The sequence below is a fragment of the Methylorubrum subtropicum genome, from assembly GCF_038442325.1.
GTDB classification, from domain to species: Bacteria; Pseudomonadota; Alphaproteobacteria; order Rhizobiales; family Beijerinckiaceae; genus Methylobacterium; species Methylobacterium subtropicum.
In genome coordinates, this window is record NZ_JBBXMW010000002.1 from 335,728 (window position 1) to 356,534 (window position 20,807).

Here is a 20,807-nt window from a genome sequence, read left to right on the forward strand (position 1 = left end):
CGGGCATCCCCGGCAAGCGATCCGGGCAGGCGCTCGGGCCGGGCGGGACAGGGCGTCGGGGGCTCGCGTAAAGTCGTAAAATCCAAACTCGCGGTCGCCGTCGATCAAGCCCCCCGGCAGGCGCCGGACCATGATCCCTCAACACCGCGAGGTCGTCCGATGCGCCGCTTCTCCCTCACGTCGCTCCTCTCCGAATCCCTGCGGGGCCATACCGGCTGGGGGCGCCAGTGGCGCGCGCCCGAGCCGAAGCCCCGGTACGACGTCGTCATCGTCGGCGGCGGCGGCCATGGCCTCGCCACCGCCTATTACCTCGCCACCGTCCATGGCATCACCAACGTGGCGGTGCTGGAGAAGGGCTGGATCGGCGGCGGCAACACTGGCCGCAACACCACGATCATCCGCTCCAACTACCTCTACGACGAGAGCGCGGCGCTCTACGAGCACGCCCTGAAGCTGTGGGAGGGCCTTAGCCAGGAGCTGAACTACAACGTGATGTTCTCGCAGCGCGGCGTCCTGATGCTCGCGCACAACATCCACGACGTTCAGAGCTTCAAGCGCCACGTCTACGCCAACCGCCTCAACGGCATCGACAACGAGTGGCTGTCGAAGGAGGAGTGCAAGGAGTTCTGCCCGCCGATCGAGATCGGCGGACACCTGCGCTATCCCGTCCTCGGCGGCGCGCTCCAGCGCCGGGCCGGCACCGCCCGCCACGACGCGGTGGCCTGGGGCTACGCCCGCGGCGCCGATGCGCGGGGCGTCGACATCATCCAGAACTGCGAGGTCACCGGCATCCGCCGCGACGCCGCAGGCACCGCCATCGGCGTCGAGACCAGCCGCGGCTATATCGGCGCGGGCCGGATCGGCGTGGTCGCAGCCGGCCACACCTCGACCGTGATGAACATGGCCGGCGTGTCGATGCCGCTGGAGAGCTACCCGCTCCAGGCGCTCGTCTCGGAGCCGGTCAAGCCCGTCTTCCCCTGCGTGGTGATGTCGAACGCGGTCCACGCCTACATCTCGCAATCCGACAAGGGCGAGCTGGTGATCGGGGCGGGCACCGATCAGTACACCTCCTACAGCCAGCAGGGCGGCCTCCACATCACCACCCACACGCTCGACGCCATCTGCGAGCTGTTTCCGCAATTCACACGCATGCGGATGCTGCGCTCCTGGGGCGGCATCGTCGACGTGACCCCCGACCGCTCGCCGATCATCGGCAAGACCCCGGTCTCCAACCTGTTCGTCAATTGCGGCTGGGGCACCGGCGGCTTCAAGGCGACGCCGGGTTCGGGCCACGTCTTCGCCCACACGCTGGCGACCGGCGCGCCGCACGCGATCAACGCGCCCTTCACCCTCGACCGCTTCCGCACCGGCCGCCTCATCGACGAGGCGGCGGCAGCCGCCGTCGCACACTGACTGGAGATCGACCCGATGTTGCTGATCGCCTGTCCCCATTGCGGCAACCGCCCCGAGACCGAGTTCCGCTGCGGCGGCCAAGCCCACATCGCCCGGCCCGAGCAGCCGGGCGCCATCGATGACCAGAACTGGTCCGAGTACCTGTTCGTCCGAAAGAACCCGCGCGGGGTCCATGCCGAGCGCTGGAACCACGTCCACGGCTGCGGCCGCTGGTTCAACGCGCTGCGCGACACGGTCAGCGACCGCTTCATCGAGACCTACCCGATGGGTGCTTCACCGAAATCCGACACCACCAGCGAGGCGAGGGCGTGAGATGGCACAGCCGTTCAGATTGTCCCGCGGCGGACGCATCGACCGTTCCCGCCCCATCGTCTTCGAATTCAACGGGAAGCCGGTCCACGGCTACCAGGGCGACACCGTCGCCTCGGCGCTGATCGCCAACGGCATCCACCTCGTCGGGCGCTCGTTCAAGTATCACCGCCCCCGCGGCATCCTCAGCCACGGCCCGGACGAGCCGAGCGCCCTGCTCTCGGTCGATCGCGGCCCCGGCCGGGTCGATCCGAACAACCGCGCCTCCGTCGTCGAGGCCCGCGCCGGCTTGCGCACGGCATCGCAGAACCACTGGCCGTCGCTCGAATACGACATCGGCGCGGTCAACGACCTGCTGTCGCCGGTCTTCGTCGCGGGGTTCTACTACAAGACCTTCATGTGGCCGCGGAAGTTCTGGGACAAGGTCTACGAGCCCTTCATCCGCGCCGCCGCCGGCCTCGGCAAGGCGCCGGTGGAGGCCGACCCGGACCGCTACGCCAACCGCCACGCCCATTGCGACGTGCTGATCGTCGGCGCCGGCCCCGCCGGCCTCGCCGCCGCGCTCGCGGCGGCCAAGACCGGCAAGCGCGTCATCCTTGCCGACGAGGGTCCGGAGCCGGGCGGTTCGCTGCTGCACGATCCCAAGGCCGAGATCGACGGACGCCTCGCCTCCGAGTGGCTCGCCGAGACGCTGGCCGACTTGGACGCCCGCGAGAACGTCATCCTGCTGCCGCGCACCACCGTGTTCGGCTACTACAACCACAACCACGTGGCGATGACCGAGCGCGTCACCGACCACCTGCCCTCGACCGCCGGTCAGGCGCCCCGCGAACGCCTGTGGCAGGTGCGGGCCGGCGAGGTGGTGCTGGCGGGCGGCGCCCACGAGCGCCCGCTGGTCTTCGCCGACAACGACCGTCCGGGCATCCTGCTCGCCGAGAGCGTGCGGGTGTTCCTCAACCGCTACGGCGTCGCCCCGGGCCACCGCCTCGTCGTCGCCACCAGCGGCGCCTCGGCCTATCAGGTCGCCCTCGACGCCAAGTCCGCCGGCCTCGACGTGACGCTGGTCGATCTGCGGTTGGAGGCCGATTGCGGGCCGGAGGTCGCCCGCCTGCGCGGCGCCGGCGTCGAGGTGCTGACCGGCCACACCGTGGTCGGCTCCAAGGGCCGCAAGCGCGTCTCCGGCCTCATCGTGGCCCCCGTGGAGAGCAGCGGCCGCTGCGGGGCGCGCCGCGTCATCGCTTGCGACTGCGTCGGCATGTCCGGCGGCTGGACGCCCGCCGTCCACCTGTTCTCGCAGTCCCGCGGCAAGCTGCGCTACGACGACGGCCTCGACGCCTTCGTGCCCAACGTCTCGGCCCAGGCCGAGCGTTCGGCGGGTGCCGCGAAGGGCACCTACGATCTCGCCGACTGCCTCACCGAGGGCTTCGCGGCCGGTGCCGCGGCGGCAGGCTCGTCCGAGACCCACACCTTCGGGGCGAGCGCCACGCTCACCGGCTTCCAGCCGGTGCGGGTGATGCCGACCGACGCCGACCCCAAGAAGGTCCGCGCCTTCGTCGATTACCAGAACGACGTGACGGCCAAGGACATCAAGCTCGCGGTGCGCGAGGGCTTCCAGTCGATCGAGCACGTCAAGCGCTACACCACCACCGGCATGGCGACCGACCAGGGCAAGACCTCGAACATGAACGCGCTCGGCATCGTCGCCGGGCAGCTCGACAAGGCGCTGCCGGCGGTCGGCACCACCACCTTCCGCCCGCCCTACACGCCCGTCACCTTCGGCGCGCTGGTCGGGCCGGCGCGGCACGCCCTGTTCGATCCGATCCGCACCACGCCGATCCACGGCTGGGCCGAGGCGCAGGGCGCCACCTTCGAGAACGTCGCCCTGTGGCGCCGCGCTTGGTACTTCCCGAAAGCCGGCGAGGATCTGCACGCCGCGGTCGCCCGCGAGTGCAAGGCGGTGCGCGAAGGGGTCGGCATCTTCGACGCCTCGACGCTCGGCAAGATCGAGGTGGTCGGGCCGGATGCGGCCGAGTTCATGAACCGGATGTACGTCAACCCCTGGGCCAAGCTCGCCAACGGCCGCTGCCGCTACGGGCTGATGCTGAAGGAGGACGGCTACATCCTCGACGACGGCGTTGTCGCCCGCGTCTCCGACGAGTGCTTCCACGTCACCACGACGACCGGCGGGGCCGCCCGCGTGCTCGCCCACATGGAGGATTACCTCCAGACCGAGTGGCCGGACCTGCAGGTGTTCCTGACCTCGACCACCGAGCAATGGGCGGTGATCGCGCTGCAGGGCCCGAAGGCCCGCCAGGTGATCGCGCCGCTGGTGGAGGGCATCGACCTCTCTCCGGAAGCCTTCCCGCACATGGCGATGCGGACGGGCACGATCTGCGGCGTGCCGACCCGGCTGTTCCGCGTCTCGTTCACCGGCGAACTCGGCTTCGAGATCAACGTGCCGAGCGACCACGCGCTCGCCGTGTGGGAGGCGATTTTTTCCGCGGGCCAACCCCACGGCATCACCCCCTACGGCACCGAGACGATGCACGTGCTGCGCGCCGAGAAGGGCTACATCATCGTCGGCCAGGAGACCGACGGGACGGTGACCCCGGACGATGTCGGCATGGCCGGCATGATCGCCAAGACCAAGGTCGACTTCGTCGGCAAGCGTTCGCTGGCCCGCCCCGACGTGGTCGCCACCACCGGCCGCAAGCAGCTCGTCGGCCTCATGACCGAGGACCCCAAGCTCGTGCTCGACGAGGGCGCGCAGATCGTGCTCGATCCGAACCAGCCGATCCCGATGCGGATGCTCGGCCACGTCACGTCGAGCTACTGGAGCCCGAACTGCGACCGCTCCATCGCCCTGGCGCTGGTGGCGGACGGGCGGGCCCTGATGGGCAAGACGCTCCACATCACCACGCCCGACGGCTTCACCCGCGCGACCGTGAGCGAGCCGGTCTTCTTCGACACCAAGGGAGAGCGCGTCAATGCTTGAGGTTCGCTACCGCACCGCCCGCACCCTCCCGCTCGGCCGGATCGAGACCCGCCCCTCGGGCGTCTCGATCCGCCCCGCGGAGGCCGAGGCCCGCTTCGTCCTGCGCATCCGCTCGACCGAGGGCGAGGTCGCGGGGCTCCCGCTGAACCGGCCGATCAACACGATCTCGGGCGAAGACCGCCGCTGGATCGCCCGGCTCGGGCCGGACGAGTGGCTGATCGGCGTCCCCGAAGGCGAGGCCGACCTGTTGCAGACCTCCGCCGCGGGCGATCTCGCCGGCCGGGCCCATTCCCTGGTCGATGTCTCGAACCGCAACGTCGGCATCGACGTCGAGGGTTTTCGCGCTTCCGAGGTCCTCAACGCCGGCTGCCCGCTCGATCTGGGCGAGGCCGCCTTCCCGGCCGGGACCGCCACCCGCACCCTGCTCGGCAAGGCCGAGATCGTCCTGATCCGCCGCGCGGGCGCGCAACCGCGGTACCGGGTGGAATGCTGGCGCTCCTTCGCCACATACGTGCATGGCTTCCTGCAGGAAGCCGGTATGGGGATCGGCGAGGGATGATCAGCGTCTTCGACCTGTTCAAGATCGGCATCGGCCCGTCGAGCTCGCACACCGTCGGCCCGATGATCGCCGCCCGCCGGTTCCGCGAGCGGGTCGCAGGACAGGCCGATATCGCCCGGATCGGCGCCGAGATTTTCGGATCGCTCGCCTGGACCGGGCGCGGCCACGGCACCGACACGGCCATCTTTCTGGGGCTGCTGGGTCATGACCCGGCGACCGTCGATCCGGATCGGGTCACCGAGTACACCAAGGCCCTGACCGAGCGCGGCGCCCTCGATCTGCCGGGCGCGGGCGCCCCGGTGGCGTTCGACACCGCCCACGACCTCGTCTTCAACTTCACCGAAATCCTGCCGCGCCACACCAACGGCATGCGCTTCCGCGCGTTCGACGGCGTGGGCGACGTGCTGGCCGAGACGACCTGCTACTCCATCGGCGGCGGTTTCGTCGTGGACGAGGGCGAGGCCGAGGGTGCCGGGCTGGAGGCGAAGCCGGTGCCCCATCCCTTCGCCAGCGCCGCCGAGCTGCTGGCGATCTGCGCCGAGACGGGCCTGAGCATCGCTCAGGTGCAGATAGAGAACGAGCGGGCGTTGCGTCCTGAGTCCGAGGTCGAAGCCGGCTTGGATGCCATCCGCGACGCCATGCTCGCCTGCATCGACCGCGGCCTGCGCATGGACGGCGAATTGCCCGGCGGCCTCAAGGTGCGCCGCCGCGCCAAGCGCCTGCACGCGCAGCTCATGGAGGGCCGGCTCTCCAACAGCCGCCCGGCCCACGAGATCATGGACTGGATCAGCCTGTTCGCGCTGGCCGTCAACGAGGAGAACGCCGCGGGCGGGCGCGTCGTCACCGCGCCGACCAACGGCGCCGCCGGCATCGTGCCCGCGGTCCTGCGCTACGTCGTCGAGTTCTGCCCCGGCTGGTGCGACGCCCACGGGCGCGACTTCCTGCTGACGGCGGCGGCCGTCGGCGGCCTGATCAAGAGCCGCGCCTCGATCTCCGGCGCCGAGGTCGGCTGCCAGGGCGAGGTCGGCTCCGCCGCCGCCATGGCCGCGGCCGGTCTCGCCGCGGTGCTCGGCGGCAACGCGCTCCAGGTCGAGAACGCCGCCGAGATCGCCATGGAGCACCATCTCGGCATGACCTGCGACCCGATCGGCGGCCTCGTGCAGATCCCCTGCATCGAGCGCAACGCCTTCGGGGCCAACAAGGCGGTGGCCGCCGCCTCGCTGGCGTTGCGCGGCGACGGCATCCACTACGTGACGCTGGACGAGGTCATCGAGACCATGCGCCAGACCGGCCTCGACATGCAGGACAAGTACAAGGAGACCTCGCTGGGCGGTCTCGCGGTCAACGTCGCCGCCTGCTGATTCTTTTTGGGGTTTGGGCTCCGCCTTCGGCCCCGTGAGACTCCGCCGTCCGCCCCGTAAGACTCCGCCGTCATTGCGAGGCGAAGCCGAAGCAATCCAGGGCGCGACTTTTCCTGGGAAGGCGAGGCCGAGCCGACGAAACGGTCCCGCACGCGCTTTCCCTGGACAGCGCGGAGCCCTGGATTGCTTCGGCTCCGCCTCGCAAAGACGGGGTGGGGCGGAAGCCCGAGTGCTGAGCCCGGCAAGCTGCCGCACGCCTGAAACCCGGCACCCTCCCCCGCCCTGCGGCGGCCGGCCGCGGGCCCGCTGAAAAACCCGATGCCGGCCAAAGCCATGGCGCCCGCCCGTGCGGGCGTCACGGTGAACGCGCCCCCACCTCCGTTAAGGCTTTCGGCAACATCCCGCACGGTGAGGTGGGAAAAAGCGGCAATTTGGGTCTTGCGGGGCGGGCCGGGTTGGGCGATACACCTCGGGCGCTGAAAAATCAGTGCGCCGTCAGTATCTTACGATCTTCTTAGAGTGATGATCGAGCGGTGCTGACGTCCGATAATGTTGCAGGAGAAACACCATGAAGTGGGCCGCCCCCATCGTTTCCGAGATCTGCGTCGGCATGGAAGTCACGAGCTACGAGTCGGCCGAGATCGACACCTTCAACTAAGAAGGTTGGAGCCGGGCCTGGACGATCGCGGACGAGCGGGTCAACACCATGCATGTCGTGATCCTGGGCTCGGCGGCGGGCGGCGGCGTTCCCCAGTGGAACTGCCGCTGTTCCATCTGCGCCCTGGCCTGGGCGGGTGACGCCAGGGTCAGGCCGCGCACGCAGTCGAGCATCGCGGTCTCTCCCGATGGAGAGCGCTGGCTCCTGCTGAACGCCTCCCCCGACATCCGCCAGCAGATCCAGGCCAGTCCGCAGATGCATCCGCGGGAGGGCCTGCGCCACTCGCCGATCCACGCGGTGCTGCTGACCAACGGCGACGTCGATCACGTCGCGGGCCTGCTGACTTTGCGTGAGGGCCAGCCCTTCACCCTCTACGCCACGCCCGGTATCCTGGCCTCCGTCACCGACAACCGCGTCTTCGACGTGATGGCCGCCGACGTGGTGAAGCGCCGGACGATCGCGCTGAACGAGACCTTCGAGCCGGTGCCCGGCCTCACCGTCACCCTATTCTCCGTGCCCGGCAAGGTGCCGCTCTGGCTGGAGGACGCCTCGATGCAGATCGGCGCCGAGACCGAGACGACGGTCGGCACCATGATCGAGGCCGGGGGCAAGCGCCTCGCCTACATCCCCGGCTGCGCCCGCGTCACCGACGACCTCAAGGCCCGCGTGTCCGGGGTCGATGCCCTGCTGTTCGACGGCACGGTGCTGGAGGACGACGACATGATCCGCGCGGGCGTCGGCACCAAGACCGGCTGGCGCATGGGCCATATCCAGATGAACGGCGAGACCGGTTCGGTCGCCTCCTTCGCCGATATCGAGATCGGCCGGCGCGTGTTCGTCCACATCAACAACACCAACCCGGTGCTGGTCGAGGACTCGCCCGAGCGCGCGAGCGTCGAGGCGCGGGGCTGGACCGTCGCGCACGACGGACTGACGCTGGACCTCTGAGCCAGAACTAAGAGGGCGAGGCTCGGAAGCCCCCTTGGCTTCCCCCGGCCCGGCCCAATATATTTTGCACGATACAATCGTGCGGTAAGCGCCCTGTCCTTCACGGACCCTGCGGACCATCTTAGACTCACTCTCAGGACGCGCGCCCCCGAGAGTCCCAAAAAACGCCAGAGAGACGGGGAGAGCCCAACGCCATGACCGCCCAATTTCCGCCCCCCGTCCCTGACGCCGGCGACCGGCTCCTGAGCCACGAGGAGTTGGAGGCGGCGCTCCGCGACATCGGCGCCCGCCGCTACCACAACCTGCACCCGTTCCACCGCCTGCTGCACGACGGCAAGCTCTCGAAGGATCAGGTCCGGGCCTGGGCGCTCAACCGCTACTATTATCAGGCGATGATCCCGGTGAAGGACGCCGCGGTGCTCGCCCGACTGCCGGACGCGCAGCTCCGCCGCATCTGGCGCCAGCGCATCGTCGATCACGACGGCGACCATGAGGGCGACGGCGGCATCGAGCGCTGGCTGAAGCTGGCGGAAGGGGTGGGATTCGAGCGCGACTACATCCTCTCCACCAAGGGCATCCTCTCGGCGACCCGCTTCTCGGTCGATGCCTACGTGCACTTCGTCTCCGAGCGCTCGCTGCTGGAGGCCATCGCCTCCTCGCTCACCGAGATGTTCTCGCCGACCATCATCTCCGAGCGCGTCGCCGGGATGCTGAAGAACTACGACTTCATCACCAAGGACACGCTGGCCTATTTCGACAAGCGCCTGACCCAGGCCCCGCGCGACGCCGACTTCGCCCTCGACTACGTCAAGCAGCACGCCAAGACCCCGGAGCAGCAGCGCGCCGCGATGGCCGCGCTGACCTTCAAGTGCAACGTGCTCTGGACCCAGCTCGACGCGCTGTACTTCGCCTACGTCGCGCCCGGCATGATCCCGCCGGATGCGTGGCAGCCGGGCGAGGGCCTCGTTACTGAGGGTTCGCCCGCGGGCAAGCCCGGTGCGTTCTCAGGATCCGACGTGCCGCGCCTGCCCCGCGGCGTGCGCCTGCGTTTCGACGAGGTGCGCAACAAGCACGTGCTGCTCGCCCCCGAGCGCACCTTCGACCTCGACGACAATGCGGTCGCGGTCCTCAAGCTCGTCGACGGCACGGCGAGCGTGTCGCAGATCGCCCGCACGCTCGGCCAGACCTACGACGCCGACCCCGCCGTCATCGAGGCCGACATCGTCGTGATGCTGGCCGACCTCGCGCAGAAGAGGGTCTTGGAGCGATGAACGCACCCGCGCCCGCCCCCTCCCCCGCCGAGGTCATCCCGGCCCCCGTGGGTCTGCTCGCCGAGCTGACCCACCGCTGTCCGCTGCGCTGCCCCTATTGCTCGAACCCGCTCGAACTCGACCGGCGCTCGGCCGAGCTCGACACGGCGACGTGGCTGCGGGTGTTGACGGAAGCTTCGAAGCTCGGCGTGCTGCACGTCCACCTCTCGGGCGGCGAGCCGACGGCGCGGCCCGACATCGTCGAGATCACGGCCAAATGCGCCGAACTCGGCCTCTACTCGAACCTGATCACGTCGGGCGTCGGCGGCGCGCTCGGAAAGCTCGACGCCCTCTACGACGCCGGTCTCGACCACGTGCAGCTCTCGGTGCAGGGCGTGGACGCCGCGAACGCCGAAAAGATCGGCGGGTTGAAGAACGCCCAGCCGCAGAAGATGCAGTTCGCGGCCCGCGTGACCGAGCTCGGTCTGCCGCTGACGCTCAACTCGGTGATCCACCGCGGCAACATCCACGAGGTGCCGGGCTTCATCGATCTGGCGGTCAAGCTCGGGGCCAAGCGGCTGGAGGTGGCCCACACTCAGTATTACGGCTGGGCCTACGTCAACCGCGCCTCGTTGATGCCCGACAAGAAACAGGTCGATGAATCGATCCGCATCGTCGAGGCCGCGCGCGAGCGGCTCAAAGGGCAGCTCGTCATCGACCTCGTGGTGCCGGACTACTACGCCAAGTATCCCAAGGCCTGCGCGGGCGGCTGGGGCCGCAAGCTGATGAACGTGACGCCGCAAGGCAAGGTGCTGCCCTGCCACGCCGCCGAGACCATCCCCGGCCTCGAATTCTGGTACGTGGCCGACCACTCGCTCGGCGACATCTGGACGAAGTCCCCGGCCTTCGCCGCCTATCGCGGCACGAGCTGGATGAAGGAGCCGTGCCGCTCCTGCGATCGGCGCGAGAAGGATTGGGGCGGCTGCCGCTGCCAGGCGCTGGCGCTCACGGGGGACGCCGCCAACACCGATCCGGCCTGTTCGCTCTCGCCGCTGCATTCGAAGATGCGCGATCTTGCCGCGGAAGAGGCTGCCGAGAACCCGCCGGAGTATATATACCGCACCATCGGGACGAATGTGCAAAGTCCTTTGACCGAGAAGGCACCCCTTTGAACCGCAAGCTCCTGTCGGCCGCGCTCGCCGCGGCCCTCCTCACCACGACCTCCCTGGCCACGACCGCCGTGCAGGCGGCCCCCGACACCCCGGCTCCGACGCCGGCGGCGACCGACGCGTCCAAGCAGGACGCGGGCGACCTGCTGTTCGAGCGGCCGCAGATGAAGAACACCGCGCCGGGCAGCACGATCACCTACGATTACCTGCGCCGCAGCGGCATCGTCCGCGGCCCCTACGGCCCGCCGATCAACGACGAGATCAAGTTCACGATCGAGCCGGGCAAAAGCGCCGAGAGCCGCGACGTGCGGGTGCAGATGTTCTCCGGCGGCAACCGCGTGCCGGCGGGCCCGTTCATCGACATGCCGGGCAACCCGGTGCTCAGCCTGTTCCTCGAGAACCATCTCAAGGGGCTCGCCGGCCTGCTCGAGGCCAACCCGCGCTATCTCAAGAACGCGATCCGCAAGGGCATGCGCGAGAAGGCGACGATCACCAAGACCGAGGTCGAGTTCAAGGGCCGCAAGGTCGAGGGCTGGAAGATCGAGATGCAGCCCTTCCTCGGCGACCCGCTGACGGACCGCATGCGCGGCTTCGACGGGCTCACCTACACCTTCGTCACCTCGCCGGAAGTGCCGGGTGAGATCGTCTCGATGCAGGCCCGTGCCACCAAGCCGGACGGCGGCGAACTCCTCGAAGAGAGGCTGGACTATGATCAGAAGGACTCTTGAGGTTCTCGCGGCGGCGTCCGTCGTCGCGTTCCTCGCCGGGCCGGCTCAGGCGGAGGAGAACGACTACCCGACGGACGCCCGCGCCGACTACGTGTTCGGCTGCATGGCCGCCAACGGGCAGACCCGCGAGGCGCTGGAGAAGTGCTCCTGCTCCCTCGACGCGATGGCCGCGATCCTGCCCTACGACAAGTACGTGCAGGCCTCGACCATCCTGTCGATGCGTCAGGGCATCGGTCAGCGCACCACGGCGTTCAAATCGACCAAGATGTTCGACGACCGCGTCGCCGACCTCCGCCGCGCCCAGGCGGAGGCGGAAATCCGTTGCTACCGGGGCGCGAGCTAATCGGGTTTCGCCGGGGGCTGGCCTCCCGGCGTTCGAGAGGCTAGGCCGGATCGAAGCCGCCTAGCCTCGAAATCCGGTTCGTGATGTCCGCCTCCCCTCCCCCGAGCCGCCTCCAGACGCTGCTGCCCGATCTCGGGCGGCGCACGCTGGTGATGGGCATCCTCAACGTCACGCCGGATTCGTTCTCGGACGGCGGCCGATTCGAGGGCGTCGAGGCCGCCCGGGCGCAGGCCGACGCGCTGATCGCGGAAGGCGCCCACATCCTCGACATCGGCGGCGAGTCGACCCGGCCGGGCCACGCGCCGGTGCCGGCCGCGGAGGAACAGGCCCGCGTCCTGCCGGTGATCGCGGCGCTCGTGCCCGACCTGTCCGTCCCGATCTCTATCGACACCTACAAGGCCTCGACCGCCGAGGCGGCCCTGAAGGCGGGTGCCACCATCGTCAACGATGTCTGGGGCCTGCAGCGCGAGCCCGACATCGCCCGCGTCGCCGCCGCGCACGGCGCGCCGGTCATCGTCATGCACAACCGCGAGACGAGCGACCCGGACCTCGACATCGTCGCCGACATGCAGCGCTTCTTCGAGCGCTCGCTCGACATCGCGCGGCGCGCCGGCATTCCGGACGCCGACATCGTCCTCGATCCCGGCATCGGCTTCGGCAAGAGCTGGGACCAGCATCTCGAAGCGCTGCGGCGCCTGCCCGAGATCCGGGGGCTCGGCTACCCCCTCCTCGTCGGCGTCTCGCGAAAAAGCCTGCTCGGGCGGCTGCACGACCGCGAGACCGCGCCGCGCGACCGCCTCGTCGGCTCGATCGCCGCCCATGTGCTCGCCGGCACGCTCGGGGCCGACATCGTGCGCGTCCACGATGTCGCCCAGCATGTCGAGGCCCTGCGGGTGCTCGACGCGGTGATGCGCCCGGATACCGCCCGTGGCTGACCGCATCCTCGTCCACCGCATCGCGGTCTTCGCCCGCCACGGCGTGCTGCCGGAGGAGGAGCGGCTCGGCCAGCGCTTCTACATCTCGTTGGATTGCCGGCTCGAGCTCGCCGAGGCCGGGCGCAGCGACGACGTGGCGCACACCGTCAGCTATGCCAACCTCGCGCAGATCGCGGTGGAGATCGCCACCGAGCGGCGCTTCGCCCTGATCGAGGCCCTGGCCGAAGCCATCGCCGAGACCTGTCTGGCCCGGTTTCCCCGGATCGAGCGCATCCGGGTGCGGATCGACAAGCCGAGTGCGCCGATTCCGACCGTGCTCGATTACGCCGCCGTCGAGATCGAACGGGAGCGCCGGCCATGACGCGGGCGTATCTCGGCCTCGGCAGCAATATCGGCGACAAGGCCGCGATGCTCGGGGCTGCCGTCGCGCGGCTGGCCGCGTGGCCTGGCATCCGTCTCACCGCCCGCTCGGCCGATTACCGCACGCCGCCCTGGGGCGACACCGATCAGGACTGGTTCCTCAACGCCGCGGTCGCGGTCGAGACCGATCTGACCCCGCATGGTCTGCTGGAGGCCTGCCTCGCCATCGAGGCGGCGCTCGGCCGGGTGCGCGAGCGCCGCTGGGGGCCGCGGGTCATCGACATCGACGTGCTGTCCTACGAGGGTGCCGAGGTGTCCGACGAGCGCCTCGTCCTGCCGCACCGCTACGTCCGCGAGCGCGCCTTCGTGCTGGTCCCGCTCGCCGAGATCGCCCCCGATCTCGTGATCGGCGGCGAGACCGTGCGGGACGCGCTGGCCAAGCTCGATCCCACCGGCATCGAGCGGCACACATGAGAAAGGGCCCGGATGCGGGGTGCATCCGGGCCCCTTTTTCCAATCGCCGAACCCAATTCGACTTACGGGGTCTTCGCCTCGGTACTCGGTTCGAGGAGCTTGTTCTCCTCTTCGGCGAGCAGCGGCACGTCGTACTCCCGCAGCACCTTCTCGATGTCATCCTTGCGCTTGCGGATGACGGTGTTGATCTTGCGCTTCCAGTCATCCTCGCCGTGGCGCACGCCCATCGAGACCCGGAAGGTCAGCGCGGGGCGGCCCGGCTCGTTGATCAGCGGGGCGACATCCATCGGCACGCCGCTCTGCTTGGCCAACCAGCCCGCGGCCGCCCCCCACAGGATCGCCACGTCGATCTTCTTCTCGGCGAGGTCGGCGATGACCCCGGCCGCCACCGTCTGGTGCTTGCGCTCGTCGCCGAAGGCGTAGGGCGGATACGGCGTCATCCGCTCGCCCGAGAGGCCGACCTCGCTCATCCGAGCGACGGGCGGGGTGCCGGCGATGACGCCGATCCGCTTGTCCTTCAGCCGCGGATCGTCGAGCGCCTTCAGGTCCTCGATCTCGCCCTTGCGGGTCACCGCGGCGTAGGCCGAGCGATAGTAGGGGTTCGTCGGCTGCACCACCTCGCCGCCGGAGGTGCCGATGATCAGGTCGCACAGCCCGTTGCCGAGGGTGTTGCGGACGAAGCCGGGCCCCTGCGTCAGCCAGTAGTAGCGCAGCTTGACCTTCAGCTCGTCGGCGACGATGGCCGCGATCCTGTTCTCGAAGCCGTCGCCCTTGCGCTGGGAGAACGGCATGTTGCCGGGGTCCGAGCAGACCCGCAGCACGTCGGTCGTGACGAGATCGGGCAGGTGCTGGGCCCGAGCGTCGCGCGCCCCTGCGACCAGCAGGAGCGCGACGACGACGGTCAGGAGATTGCCTCGGGGCATCAGCCGCCCAGGCACTCGGTCTCCGCCTTCTTGTAGGCCTCGGGCTTGTCTTCCTTCTCGGCCGGACGGGCACGGCCCCAGGCACCGGCAGCGCGGGCGCGCAGGTACACGTAGAGGTCGTTGGCGTAGCACATCACGTTCTTGTTGTCGCCGAAGGCGGGCATCACCTGGTTGGCGGTGTTGTTCACGTCCTGCTTGCCGCCGGCGAGGATGCCGTAGAACTCCTCGTAGGAGAGGCGCTTCAGCGAATCCTTGAGGGCGGGCGCGTAGGTCGAGCCCATGCCGTCCGGGCCGTGGCAGACGTGGCACTCGGCGTGATAGCGGCGGTAGCCGGCATAGGTATACCAATCGACCTTCTTGCCGTCGTTGGTCACGCGGAAGGTCGGGTGGCCGTCCTTGTCGAGATACTTGCCGTCCTCGTCCTTCACCGCCTCGGCGGCCTTAAGGACCGGCTCGTCGATCTCCTTGGCATCGGGATTGAGCTTGTTGGCGAAGTCGCCCTTGGCGTCCTGCGCGAAGACGAGGGTGGCCGTGGGGACCGTGCCGAGGACGGCGGCGCCGACGAGACCAAGCAGAGCGAAGGTTTTCATAGAGGACAAAGACGTTTCTCCCGAGACCGTGTGTTGCACCGCACCATGTCTGTGCGGTTGCCGCGGAGTCTTACATGCTCATTATAAAAACATAAAGATGCCGGCGCGGAAACCGCGCCGGCATCTCTTTGCATGGCTGGGCCATGCGACCGAGCGTCTCTCGCGGTGACTTCCGTTTGACCGGAAGTCCTCCCGCCGGCCTCGCGGTCGGCGGGAGCGGTTCGAGACTTAGTTGTTCGGCAGAGCGAAGACGGTGAGCTGACCGCCGAGGTTGGTGTAGCTCGACAGGGCAGCGTAGCCGCCGACCGCGCCGAGACCGGCGTTCGGGTCGGTCAGACCAGCCGCGAGGCCGATGCCGGCCCAGCCGCCGACACCCGACAGGACGCCCACGTACTGCTTGCCCTTGTGCTCGTAAGTCATCACGTTGCCGATGATGCCCGACGGGGTCTTGAACTTGTAGAGTTCCTTACCCGTCTTCGAGTCGACAGCCTTCAGGTAGCCTTCGAGGGTGCCGTAGAACACCACGTCGCCGGCGGTGGCGAGCGCGCCGCCCCAAGCCGAGAACTGCTCGGGGTTCGACCACTTGATCTTACCGGCCACGCCGTCCCAAGCGATGAAGTTACCCATGCCGCCGTGCGAGCCGGGGGCGGGGTACATCGACAGGGTCGCGCCGACATAGGGCTGGCCCGGGGTGTAGGTCACCTTGAAGGGCTCGTAGTCCATGCAGACGTGGTTGGTGGGCACGTAGAACAGGTTGGTCTTGGGCGAGAATGCCGCCGGCTGCTGGTCCTTGGAGCCCAGAGCGGCCGGGCAGATGCCCTTGGAGTTCACGTCCTCACCGTTCTGCTCGGTCGAGTACTTCGACACGACCAGCGGGCGGCCGTAGGTCTTGGAGCCCTTGTCGAGATCGACCTTGGTGGCCCAGTTCACGACCGGATCGTACTTCTCGGCGACGAGGACTTCGCCGGTGGCGCGATCGAGGGTGTAGCCGAAGCCGTTCCGGTCGAAGTGCGTCAGCAGCGGGCGATCCTTGCCGTCGATCTTCTGATCGGTGAGGATCATCTCGTTGATGCCGTCGTAATCCCACTCGTCGTGGGGGGTCATCTGGTAGACCCACTTGGCCATGCCGGTGTCGGGGTTACGCGCCCAGATCGTCATGGACCACTTGTTGTCGCCCGGACGCTGCTTGGGGTTCCAGGTCGAGGGGTTGCCCGAGCCGTAGTAGAAGAGGTCGAGCTTCGGATCGTAGGAGAACCAGCCCCAGGTGCAGCCGCCGCCGGTCTTCCACTGATCGCCTTCCCAGGTCTTCAGCGAGGAATCCTTGCCGACCGGCTTGCCGAGAGACGTGGTCTTCTCGGGGTCCATGATCATGTCGGCGTCGGGGCCCTGGGAGTGGCCGCGCCACACCTTCTTGCCGTCCTTGAGGTTGTAGGCGGTGACGTGGCAGTTCACGCCGAACTCGCCGCCGGAGATGCCGACGATGACCTTGTCCTTCACCGGCAGCACGGTGGCGGTGTTGGTCTCGCCCTTCGACGGGTCGCCGTTCTTGACCGACCAGTTCACCTTGCCGGACTTGGCGTCGAGCGAGACGAGGGTGGTGTCGGCCTGGTGCAGCAGGATCGCGCCGTCGGCATAGGCCAGACCGCGGTTGACGGTGTCGCAGCACATCACCGGGATGACCGACGGGTCCTGCTTCGGCTCGTACTTCCACACGATCTTGGCGCCCTGATCGAGGTCGAGGGCGTAGACGATGTTCGGGAAGGGGGTGTGGACGTACATGATGTTGCCGACGACGAGCGGGGAGCCCTCGTGGCCGCGCAGCACGCCGGTCGAGAAGGTCCAGGCGACCTGGAGGTTCTTGACGTTGCCGGCGTTGATCTGGTCGAGCTTGGAATAACGGGTGTTGGCGTAGTCGACGGTCTGAAGCGCCTGCTCCGCCGGGTTGGCGATGGACTTCAGGACGCTGTCGTTGGCCAGCGCCGGGGTGGCGGCGGCGAGGCCGGCACCGAGTGCGAGAAGGTGTACCGCTCTCATGGATTCCTCCGACAGACCTTGTTCCGCAGCCGGCAACACGAAGTATTGCCGCTGAAGACTGGCCTGCTGTTTGCGACAGGGATCAGTTGAGCCTCGGCAGCTCGTGAGAAGGCGCCGACGGCGCGGGATTATCCCGATCCATCAACGGCTTACCCGGCCGGAACCGCATCCCTGGCGGCTCCCCAAGTCCGAAGCTTGAACGAACTCTAAGAAAATTTCGGGCGGCGTCAACACGCTTTCTCCGGTCGAATGTCGCAGGTGGACAGGCACATTCGGAGAAATTTGCTTGTTCCATTCTAGATTTTGCGCTGCAACAAATTGAACGCGGCGCAAAAGTCGCTGGCTCAACTTGGGAAAAATCGTGGCGGCGCAGCATTCACCATGCGCTTCCGGAATGTGGCGGCGGGCAAGTTCGGCAATTCGAAACACGGCATGCGCGGGTTGCAGCGCGTCCCGCCCATCGATCACGCCGTCGCGAGCCAACGGGCGGCCGAAGCGTAAGCGCTTCGGATCGCTCGCGGATCGGCTTAGCCCGGATGCCTTGCAACGGAGCAGTGGACAGGCGCGGTCCCGTGCGTTGCCTTGCCGCAACCTCCCGGTCGCAAGCGGCAACGGGAACGCGCACACAGCGAATCGGCGTGTCGGGACTTACTGCGCGATCACACCGGGGAAGCGCGCGGCGAGATCCGCGCGGGTCGCTTCGAGAAAGGCGCGGTCGCGCCGGCCCCGCGGTCGGTCGAGGGGCACGTTCGCCAGCAGGCTCGCGGGCCGGGCCGAGACGAGGAGCAGCCGGTCGGCGATCTCCAGCGCCTCCGCCACGTTGTGGGTGACCATCAGGATGCTGGTGCCCCGCCGCGCGACGGTCTCGACCACGAGGCCGCGCAGGCCCGCGGCGGCGGTGTCGTCGAGGGAGACGAACGGCTCGTCGAGGACGAGGATGCGCGGCTCCAGCGCCAGCGCGCGGGCGAGCGCCACCCGGCGCTGCATGCCGAGCGACAGCGCGCCGGGGAATCGCCCGCGCCAGGGGGTCAGCGCGAGGGATTCGAACAGGCCGTCGAGGTCGCGCCCGCGCCGCTCCCGCGGCAGGCCGAGGCGCACGTTCTGCTCGATGGTCCGCCACGGCAGCAGGCGGGGGTCCTGAAACACCATGGCGATGCCGACCGCGTTCGGGTCGGGCGTCACCGCGCCCTCGAAATCGTGGTCGAGGCCGAGCAGGATGCGCAAGGTCGTGGTCTTGCCCGCCCCCGAGGGGCCGATCAGGCAGGTGATCTCGGCGGGCTGGAGCGAGAAGGTGAGGCCGCGCACCGCCTCGACCGGCTCGGTGCGGGCGCGGCGATAGACCTTGCGGTCGACCCGGACCGTCAGGAGGGCCGGGGCTGCGGCAGGCATCAACTCAGCGCCAGCGGCGGACATGGGCGTCGAGGGGCTGGAGAATCAGGGCGTCGATGGCGAGCATCACGCTCATGAAGACGACGCTGTAGCCGATCACGGCGGTCACGTCGAAGAGGGTGAAGTAGTAGTTGATGGCAAAGCCCACCCCGTTCGGGCGCCCGAGCAGCTCGACCACCAGCACGATCTTCCAGGCGAGCGAGATGCCCGAGCGGGCCGCCGCGACCATGAAGGGCTGGAGCTGCGGCAGCAGCACGTGGGCGATCCAGGTGCGGCGGTCGAACCGGTAGGTGCGGGCCATCTCCTCCAAGCCGGGATCGAGGCCGCGGGCCCCCTCGCGCATGATGACGGCGACGTTGGGGAGCTTGTTGATGGCCACCGCCACGATCGCCGCGGTCTCGGTGAGCCCGAGCCAGACATAGGCCAGCACCGTGACGACGAGGGCCGGGGTGTTCAGCACCACGAGGAGCGGCGTGTCGAGCAGCCGGTCGGCGAGTTTCGAGCGCCCCAGCGCGATGCCGAGCAGCACGCCGAGGCTCATGGCGATGACGAAGGAGACGCCGACGCGGGCCAGCGTGACGCCGACGTTGAACAGCAGGTTGCCGCTCTCGGCCTCGCGCAGGATGAAGGCGAACACGGCGCTCGGCGCCGGAAGCGTCCGCACATCGGCATAGACCGAGACGCCCTGCCACAGGGCGAGCAGGACGGCGAGCGAGACGAGGCGCGCGATCAGGGCCATACGGTCGGGGTCAGGCGGCCGGAGCGGGGATCGTCACGCTTTGGACGCGTCGAGGTAGAGGTCCGGCGGCAGGGTCTTGCCGGAGCCGAGGAGCTGCGTGCCGGCGAGCCGCGCCAGCGTCGCGTAGATGCGCTCGCCGTCCGCCCGCTCGGCGCCGACCGGGCGACGGGGGATGCCGGAGAGGAACTCGCGCTTCAGGGCCTCGAAGGTGGCGTCGTCGTCCGCCGCCATCAGCGGGCGCACGGTGGCCCACAGGCCGGCATCGTTGGCGAGCGCGTCCTTGGCCGCGGTCGAGGCGCGGGCGAAGCCCTTCACGATCTCGGGGCGGTTCGTGACGGTGCGGCCCTCGAACAGGTAGCCGATCAAGGCCACCGGCCCTTGAGCGCCGAACGCCCGCATCACGTCGTCGGCGGAGATCAGGCGCTTGAAGCCCTTGGCCTGGAGCCGGGCGCAGTACTGCCAGTAGAGGAGCGCCGCATCGAGCTCGCCGGTCTCCAGCTTCTGCGCCAGCAGCGGGGGCGCGCCGTAGGCGATCTGGGCGGCGGAATCGAGATCGAGCCCGGCGGCCTCGCGCCCCTGCGCCTTGAGCAGAATCCAGTTCTTGTCGAGCGCGCCGCCCGCGACGCCGAGGCGCTTGCCCGCGAGGCTCTTGAGATCGGTGATGGGGCTGTCGGCGGGCACCATCAGGGCGCCCTCGGTGGTGGAATAGGGGGTGAAGCGCACGCCCCGCCCCTCGTTGCCGAGGCGAGCCGCCCAGATCAGGTCGCCGACGATGGCGTCCACCTGATCGCCCAGGAAGGCGATGCGGGCGGCGTCGTTGCCGGCGAGCTTGACGGTCTCGAGGGTGAAACCGTTGGCCTCGTCGAGGCGCCGCTCCTTGATCACGGCGGCCTCCCAGGAGGCGGTGCCGAAGGGCAGCACGCCGAGCCGGAACGTGTCCGCCGCCGCGCGCGCCGAACCGATTCCGGCCAGCGCCGCCGCTCCGGCCGCGAGCATTCCGCGCCGTGACAGCATCGGCGTCACCTCCCGTTGTTCCGGCGACCATCAAGGCCGCCATCCTGTTGAAGAATCTCATAAGGGCTGGCCCCGGCCCCGTCCACAGCCGGGCCCGGCCTTTCCCGTGCGACACGCAGGCGTGATCCCGCCGGCTTGCGTGGTCGAGTGGCCCGTCGCACCTTCCCGCCCGACAGAAATGGGAGGCGAACGATGTCACAGGAACGCGAACCGGTGTTCGATGAAGCGACGGTCGAGCAGCGGCTGAAGGACGAGCTGCCGGCCTGGCGGCTGGAGGACGGCTGGATCCGCCGCACCTACAAGACCGCCTCGTGGAAGAGCACGCTGATGGTGATCAACACGGTGGGCCATCTGGCGGAGGCCGCGTGGCACCATCCCGACCTCACGGCGTCCTACGCCTGGGTCGAGGTGCGGCTGATGAACCACGCCGCCAAGGGCATCACCGAGAAGGATTTTGCTCTGGCTAAAAAGATCGAGGAGGTGGTGGGCTGGCAACCCGGCACCGAGGGCGGCGGGCTGGAGGGCACGCCGACCGACCCGCGGTTCGCGTATATCAAGTACGACAAGTAGGGGGCGATTAACGCACCGTCATTGCGAAGCGAAACTGACGCAATCC

Annotated in this window: 22 protein-coding genes; 15 read left to right on the forward strand and 7 right to left on the reverse strand. The window is 68.8% G+C overall.

Features of this window, described 5'->3' with window-relative positions:
- The first annotated feature begins 159 nt into the window (after positions 1-159).
- The 14 genes from AAHG03_RS04475 (at position 160) to folK (ending at position 13,502) form a co-directional block, all read left to right on the forward strand.
- The gene (locus AAHG03_RS04475) at positions 160-1,413 is read left to right on the forward strand and encodes a sarcosine oxidase subunit beta family protein (RefSeq protein WP_342149057.1); all 1,254 of its coding nucleotides are present in this window, start codon (positions 160-162) and stop codon (positions 1,411-1,413) included.
- Positions 1,414-1,428: 15 nt separating this feature from the next.
- Positions 1,429-1,725: a sarcosine oxidase subunit delta gene (locus tag AAHG03_RS04480; RefSeq protein WP_342149059.1), complete on the forward strand. Its 297-nt coding sequence runs from the start codon at positions 1,429-1,431 to the stop codon at positions 1,723-1,725.
- A 1-nt stretch (position 1,726) separates the two neighbouring features.
- A complete protein-coding gene (locus AAHG03_RS04485) occupies positions 1,727-4,717 on the forward strand; it encodes a sarcosine oxidase subunit alpha family protein (RefSeq protein WP_342149060.1) in 2,991 nt (996 codons plus the stop codon).
- Positions 4,710-5,276: a sarcosine oxidase subunit gamma gene (locus AAHG03_RS04490; protein ID WP_342149061.1), complete on the forward strand. Its 567-nt coding sequence runs from the start codon at positions 4,710-4,712 to the stop codon at positions 5,274-5,276. The genes AAHG03_RS04485 and AAHG03_RS04490 overlap by 8 nt, the downstream gene beginning before the upstream one ends.
- A complete protein-coding gene (locus AAHG03_RS04495; protein ID WP_342149062.1) occupies positions 5,273-6,637 on the forward strand; it encodes an L-serine ammonia-lyase in 1,365 nt (454 codons plus the stop codon). The genes AAHG03_RS04490 and AAHG03_RS04495 overlap by 4 nt, the downstream gene beginning before the upstream one ends.
- 568 nt (positions 6,638-7,205) lie before the next feature.
- A complete protein-coding gene (gene pqqA, locus AAHG03_RS04500) occupies positions 7,206-7,295 on the forward strand; it encodes a pyrroloquinoline quinone precursor peptide PqqA (protein WP_012317526.1) in 90 nt (29 codons plus the stop codon).
- A 48-nt stretch (positions 7,296-7,343) separates the two neighbouring features.
- Positions 7,344-8,243 (forward strand): pyrroloquinoline quinone biosynthesis protein PqqB, encoded by a 900-nt coding sequence (pqqB, locus tag AAHG03_RS04505; RefSeq protein WP_342149063.1) that lies wholly within the window; start codon positions 7,344-7,346, stop codon positions 8,241-8,243.
- A gap of 194 nt (positions 8,244-8,437) precedes the next feature.
- Complete coding sequence (gene pqqC, locus AAHG03_RS04510) at positions 8,438-9,514, forward strand: pyrroloquinoline-quinone synthase PqqC (RefSeq protein ID WP_342149064.1); 1,077 nt, start codon at positions 8,438-8,440, stop codon at positions 9,512-9,514.
- Positions 9,511-10,665 carry a pyrroloquinoline quinone biosynthesis protein PqqE gene (gene pqqE / locus AAHG03_RS04515; RefSeq protein ID WP_342149066.1) on the forward strand — a complete coding sequence of 385 codons (1,155 nt, stop codon included), beginning with the start codon at positions 9,511-9,513 and terminating at the stop codon, positions 10,663-10,665. Before pqqC ends, pqqE begins: the two co-directional genes overlap by 4 nt.
- 68 nt (positions 10,666-10,733) lie before the next feature.
- Positions 10,734-11,390 (forward strand): hypothetical protein, encoded by a 657-nt coding sequence (locus AAHG03_RS04520; RefSeq protein WP_412759717.1) that lies wholly within the window; start codon positions 10,734-10,736, stop codon positions 11,388-11,390.
- Positions 11,371-11,733 carry a hypothetical protein gene (locus tag AAHG03_RS04525; RefSeq protein WP_342149068.1) on the forward strand — a complete coding sequence of 121 codons (363 nt, stop codon included), beginning with the start codon at positions 11,371-11,373 and terminating at the stop codon, positions 11,731-11,733. Before AAHG03_RS04520 ends, AAHG03_RS04525 begins: the two co-directional genes overlap by 20 nt.
- 83 nt (positions 11,734-11,816) lie before the next feature.
- The gene (gene folP, locus AAHG03_RS04530) at positions 11,817-12,668 is read left to right on the forward strand and encodes a dihydropteroate synthase (RefSeq protein ID WP_342149070.1); all 852 of its coding nucleotides are present in this window, start codon (positions 11,817-11,819) and stop codon (positions 12,666-12,668) included.
- On the forward strand, positions 12,661-13,029 hold the full coding sequence (gene folB / locus AAHG03_RS04535) for a dihydroneopterin aldolase (RefSeq protein ID WP_342149072.1): 369 nt from the start codon (positions 12,661-12,663) through the stop codon (positions 13,027-13,029). Before folP ends, folB begins: the two co-directional genes overlap by 8 nt.
- Positions 13,026-13,502 carry a 2-amino-4-hydroxy-6-hydroxymethyldihydropteridine diphosphokinase gene (folK, locus tag AAHG03_RS04540; RefSeq protein WP_342149073.1) on the forward strand — a complete coding sequence of 159 codons (477 nt, stop codon included), beginning with the start codon at positions 13,026-13,028 and terminating at the stop codon, positions 13,500-13,502. Before folB ends, folK begins: the two co-directional genes overlap by 4 nt.
- Before the next feature lie 62 nt (positions 13,503-13,564).
- Here the strand turns inward: folK and xoxJ are convergent, their stop codons facing one another.
- The 7 genes from xoxJ to AAHG03_RS04575 all read right to left on the reverse strand — a co-directional run bounded on the left by xoxJ (position 13,565) and on the right by AAHG03_RS04575 (position 20,191).
- On the reverse strand, positions 13,565-14,425 hold the full coding sequence (gene xoxJ / locus AAHG03_RS04545) for a rare earth element methanol dehydrogenase accessory protein XoxJ (protein WP_342149074.1): 861 nt from the start codon (positions 14,423-14,425) through the stop codon (positions 13,565-13,567).
- Entirely contained in the window at positions 14,425-15,015 is a 591-nt protein-coding gene (gene xoxG / locus AAHG03_RS04550; RefSeq protein ID WP_342149075.1) for a methanol metabolism c-type cytochrome XoxG, read from the reverse strand. The genes xoxJ and xoxG overlap by 1 nt, the downstream gene beginning before the upstream one ends.
- A gap of 228 nt (positions 15,016-15,243) precedes the next feature.
- Positions 15,244-17,049: a lanthanide-dependent methanol dehydrogenase XoxF1 gene (gene xoxF1 / locus AAHG03_RS04555; protein WP_342149076.1), complete on the reverse strand. Its 1,806-nt coding sequence runs from the start codon at positions 17,047-17,049 to the stop codon at positions 15,244-15,246.
- A gap of 141 nt (positions 17,050-17,190) precedes the next feature.
- Positions 17,191-17,532: a hypothetical protein gene (locus AAHG03_RS04560; RefSeq protein WP_342149077.1), complete on the reverse strand. Its 342-nt coding sequence runs from the start codon at positions 17,530-17,532 to the stop codon at positions 17,191-17,193.
- A 165-nt stretch (positions 17,533-17,697) separates the two neighbouring features.
- Positions 17,698-18,462, reverse strand: a complete 765-nt coding sequence (locus tag AAHG03_RS04565; protein WP_342149078.1) for an ABC transporter ATP-binding protein — start codon at positions 18,460-18,462, stop codon at positions 17,698-17,700.
- Positions 18,443-19,177 carry an ABC transporter permease gene (locus tag AAHG03_RS04570; RefSeq protein ID WP_342149080.1) on the reverse strand — a complete coding sequence of 245 codons (735 nt, stop codon included), beginning with the start codon at positions 19,175-19,177 and terminating at the stop codon, positions 18,443-18,445. Before AAHG03_RS04570 ends, AAHG03_RS04565 begins: the two co-directional genes overlap by 20 nt.
- A 33-nt stretch (positions 19,178-19,210) precedes the next feature.
- Positions 19,211-20,191, reverse strand: a complete 981-nt coding sequence (locus tag AAHG03_RS04575; protein ID WP_342149081.1) for an ABC transporter substrate-binding protein — start codon at positions 20,189-20,191, stop codon at positions 19,211-19,213.
- A gap of 192 nt (positions 20,192-20,383) precedes the next feature.
- On the opposite strand from AAHG03_RS04575, the gene AAHG03_RS04580 reads away from it, so the two are divergent.
- A complete protein-coding gene (locus tag AAHG03_RS04580; protein ID WP_342149082.1) occupies positions 20,384-20,761 on the forward strand; it encodes a 4a-hydroxytetrahydrobiopterin dehydratase in 378 nt (125 codons plus the stop codon).
- Positions 20,762-20,807 lie beyond the last annotated feature (46 nt).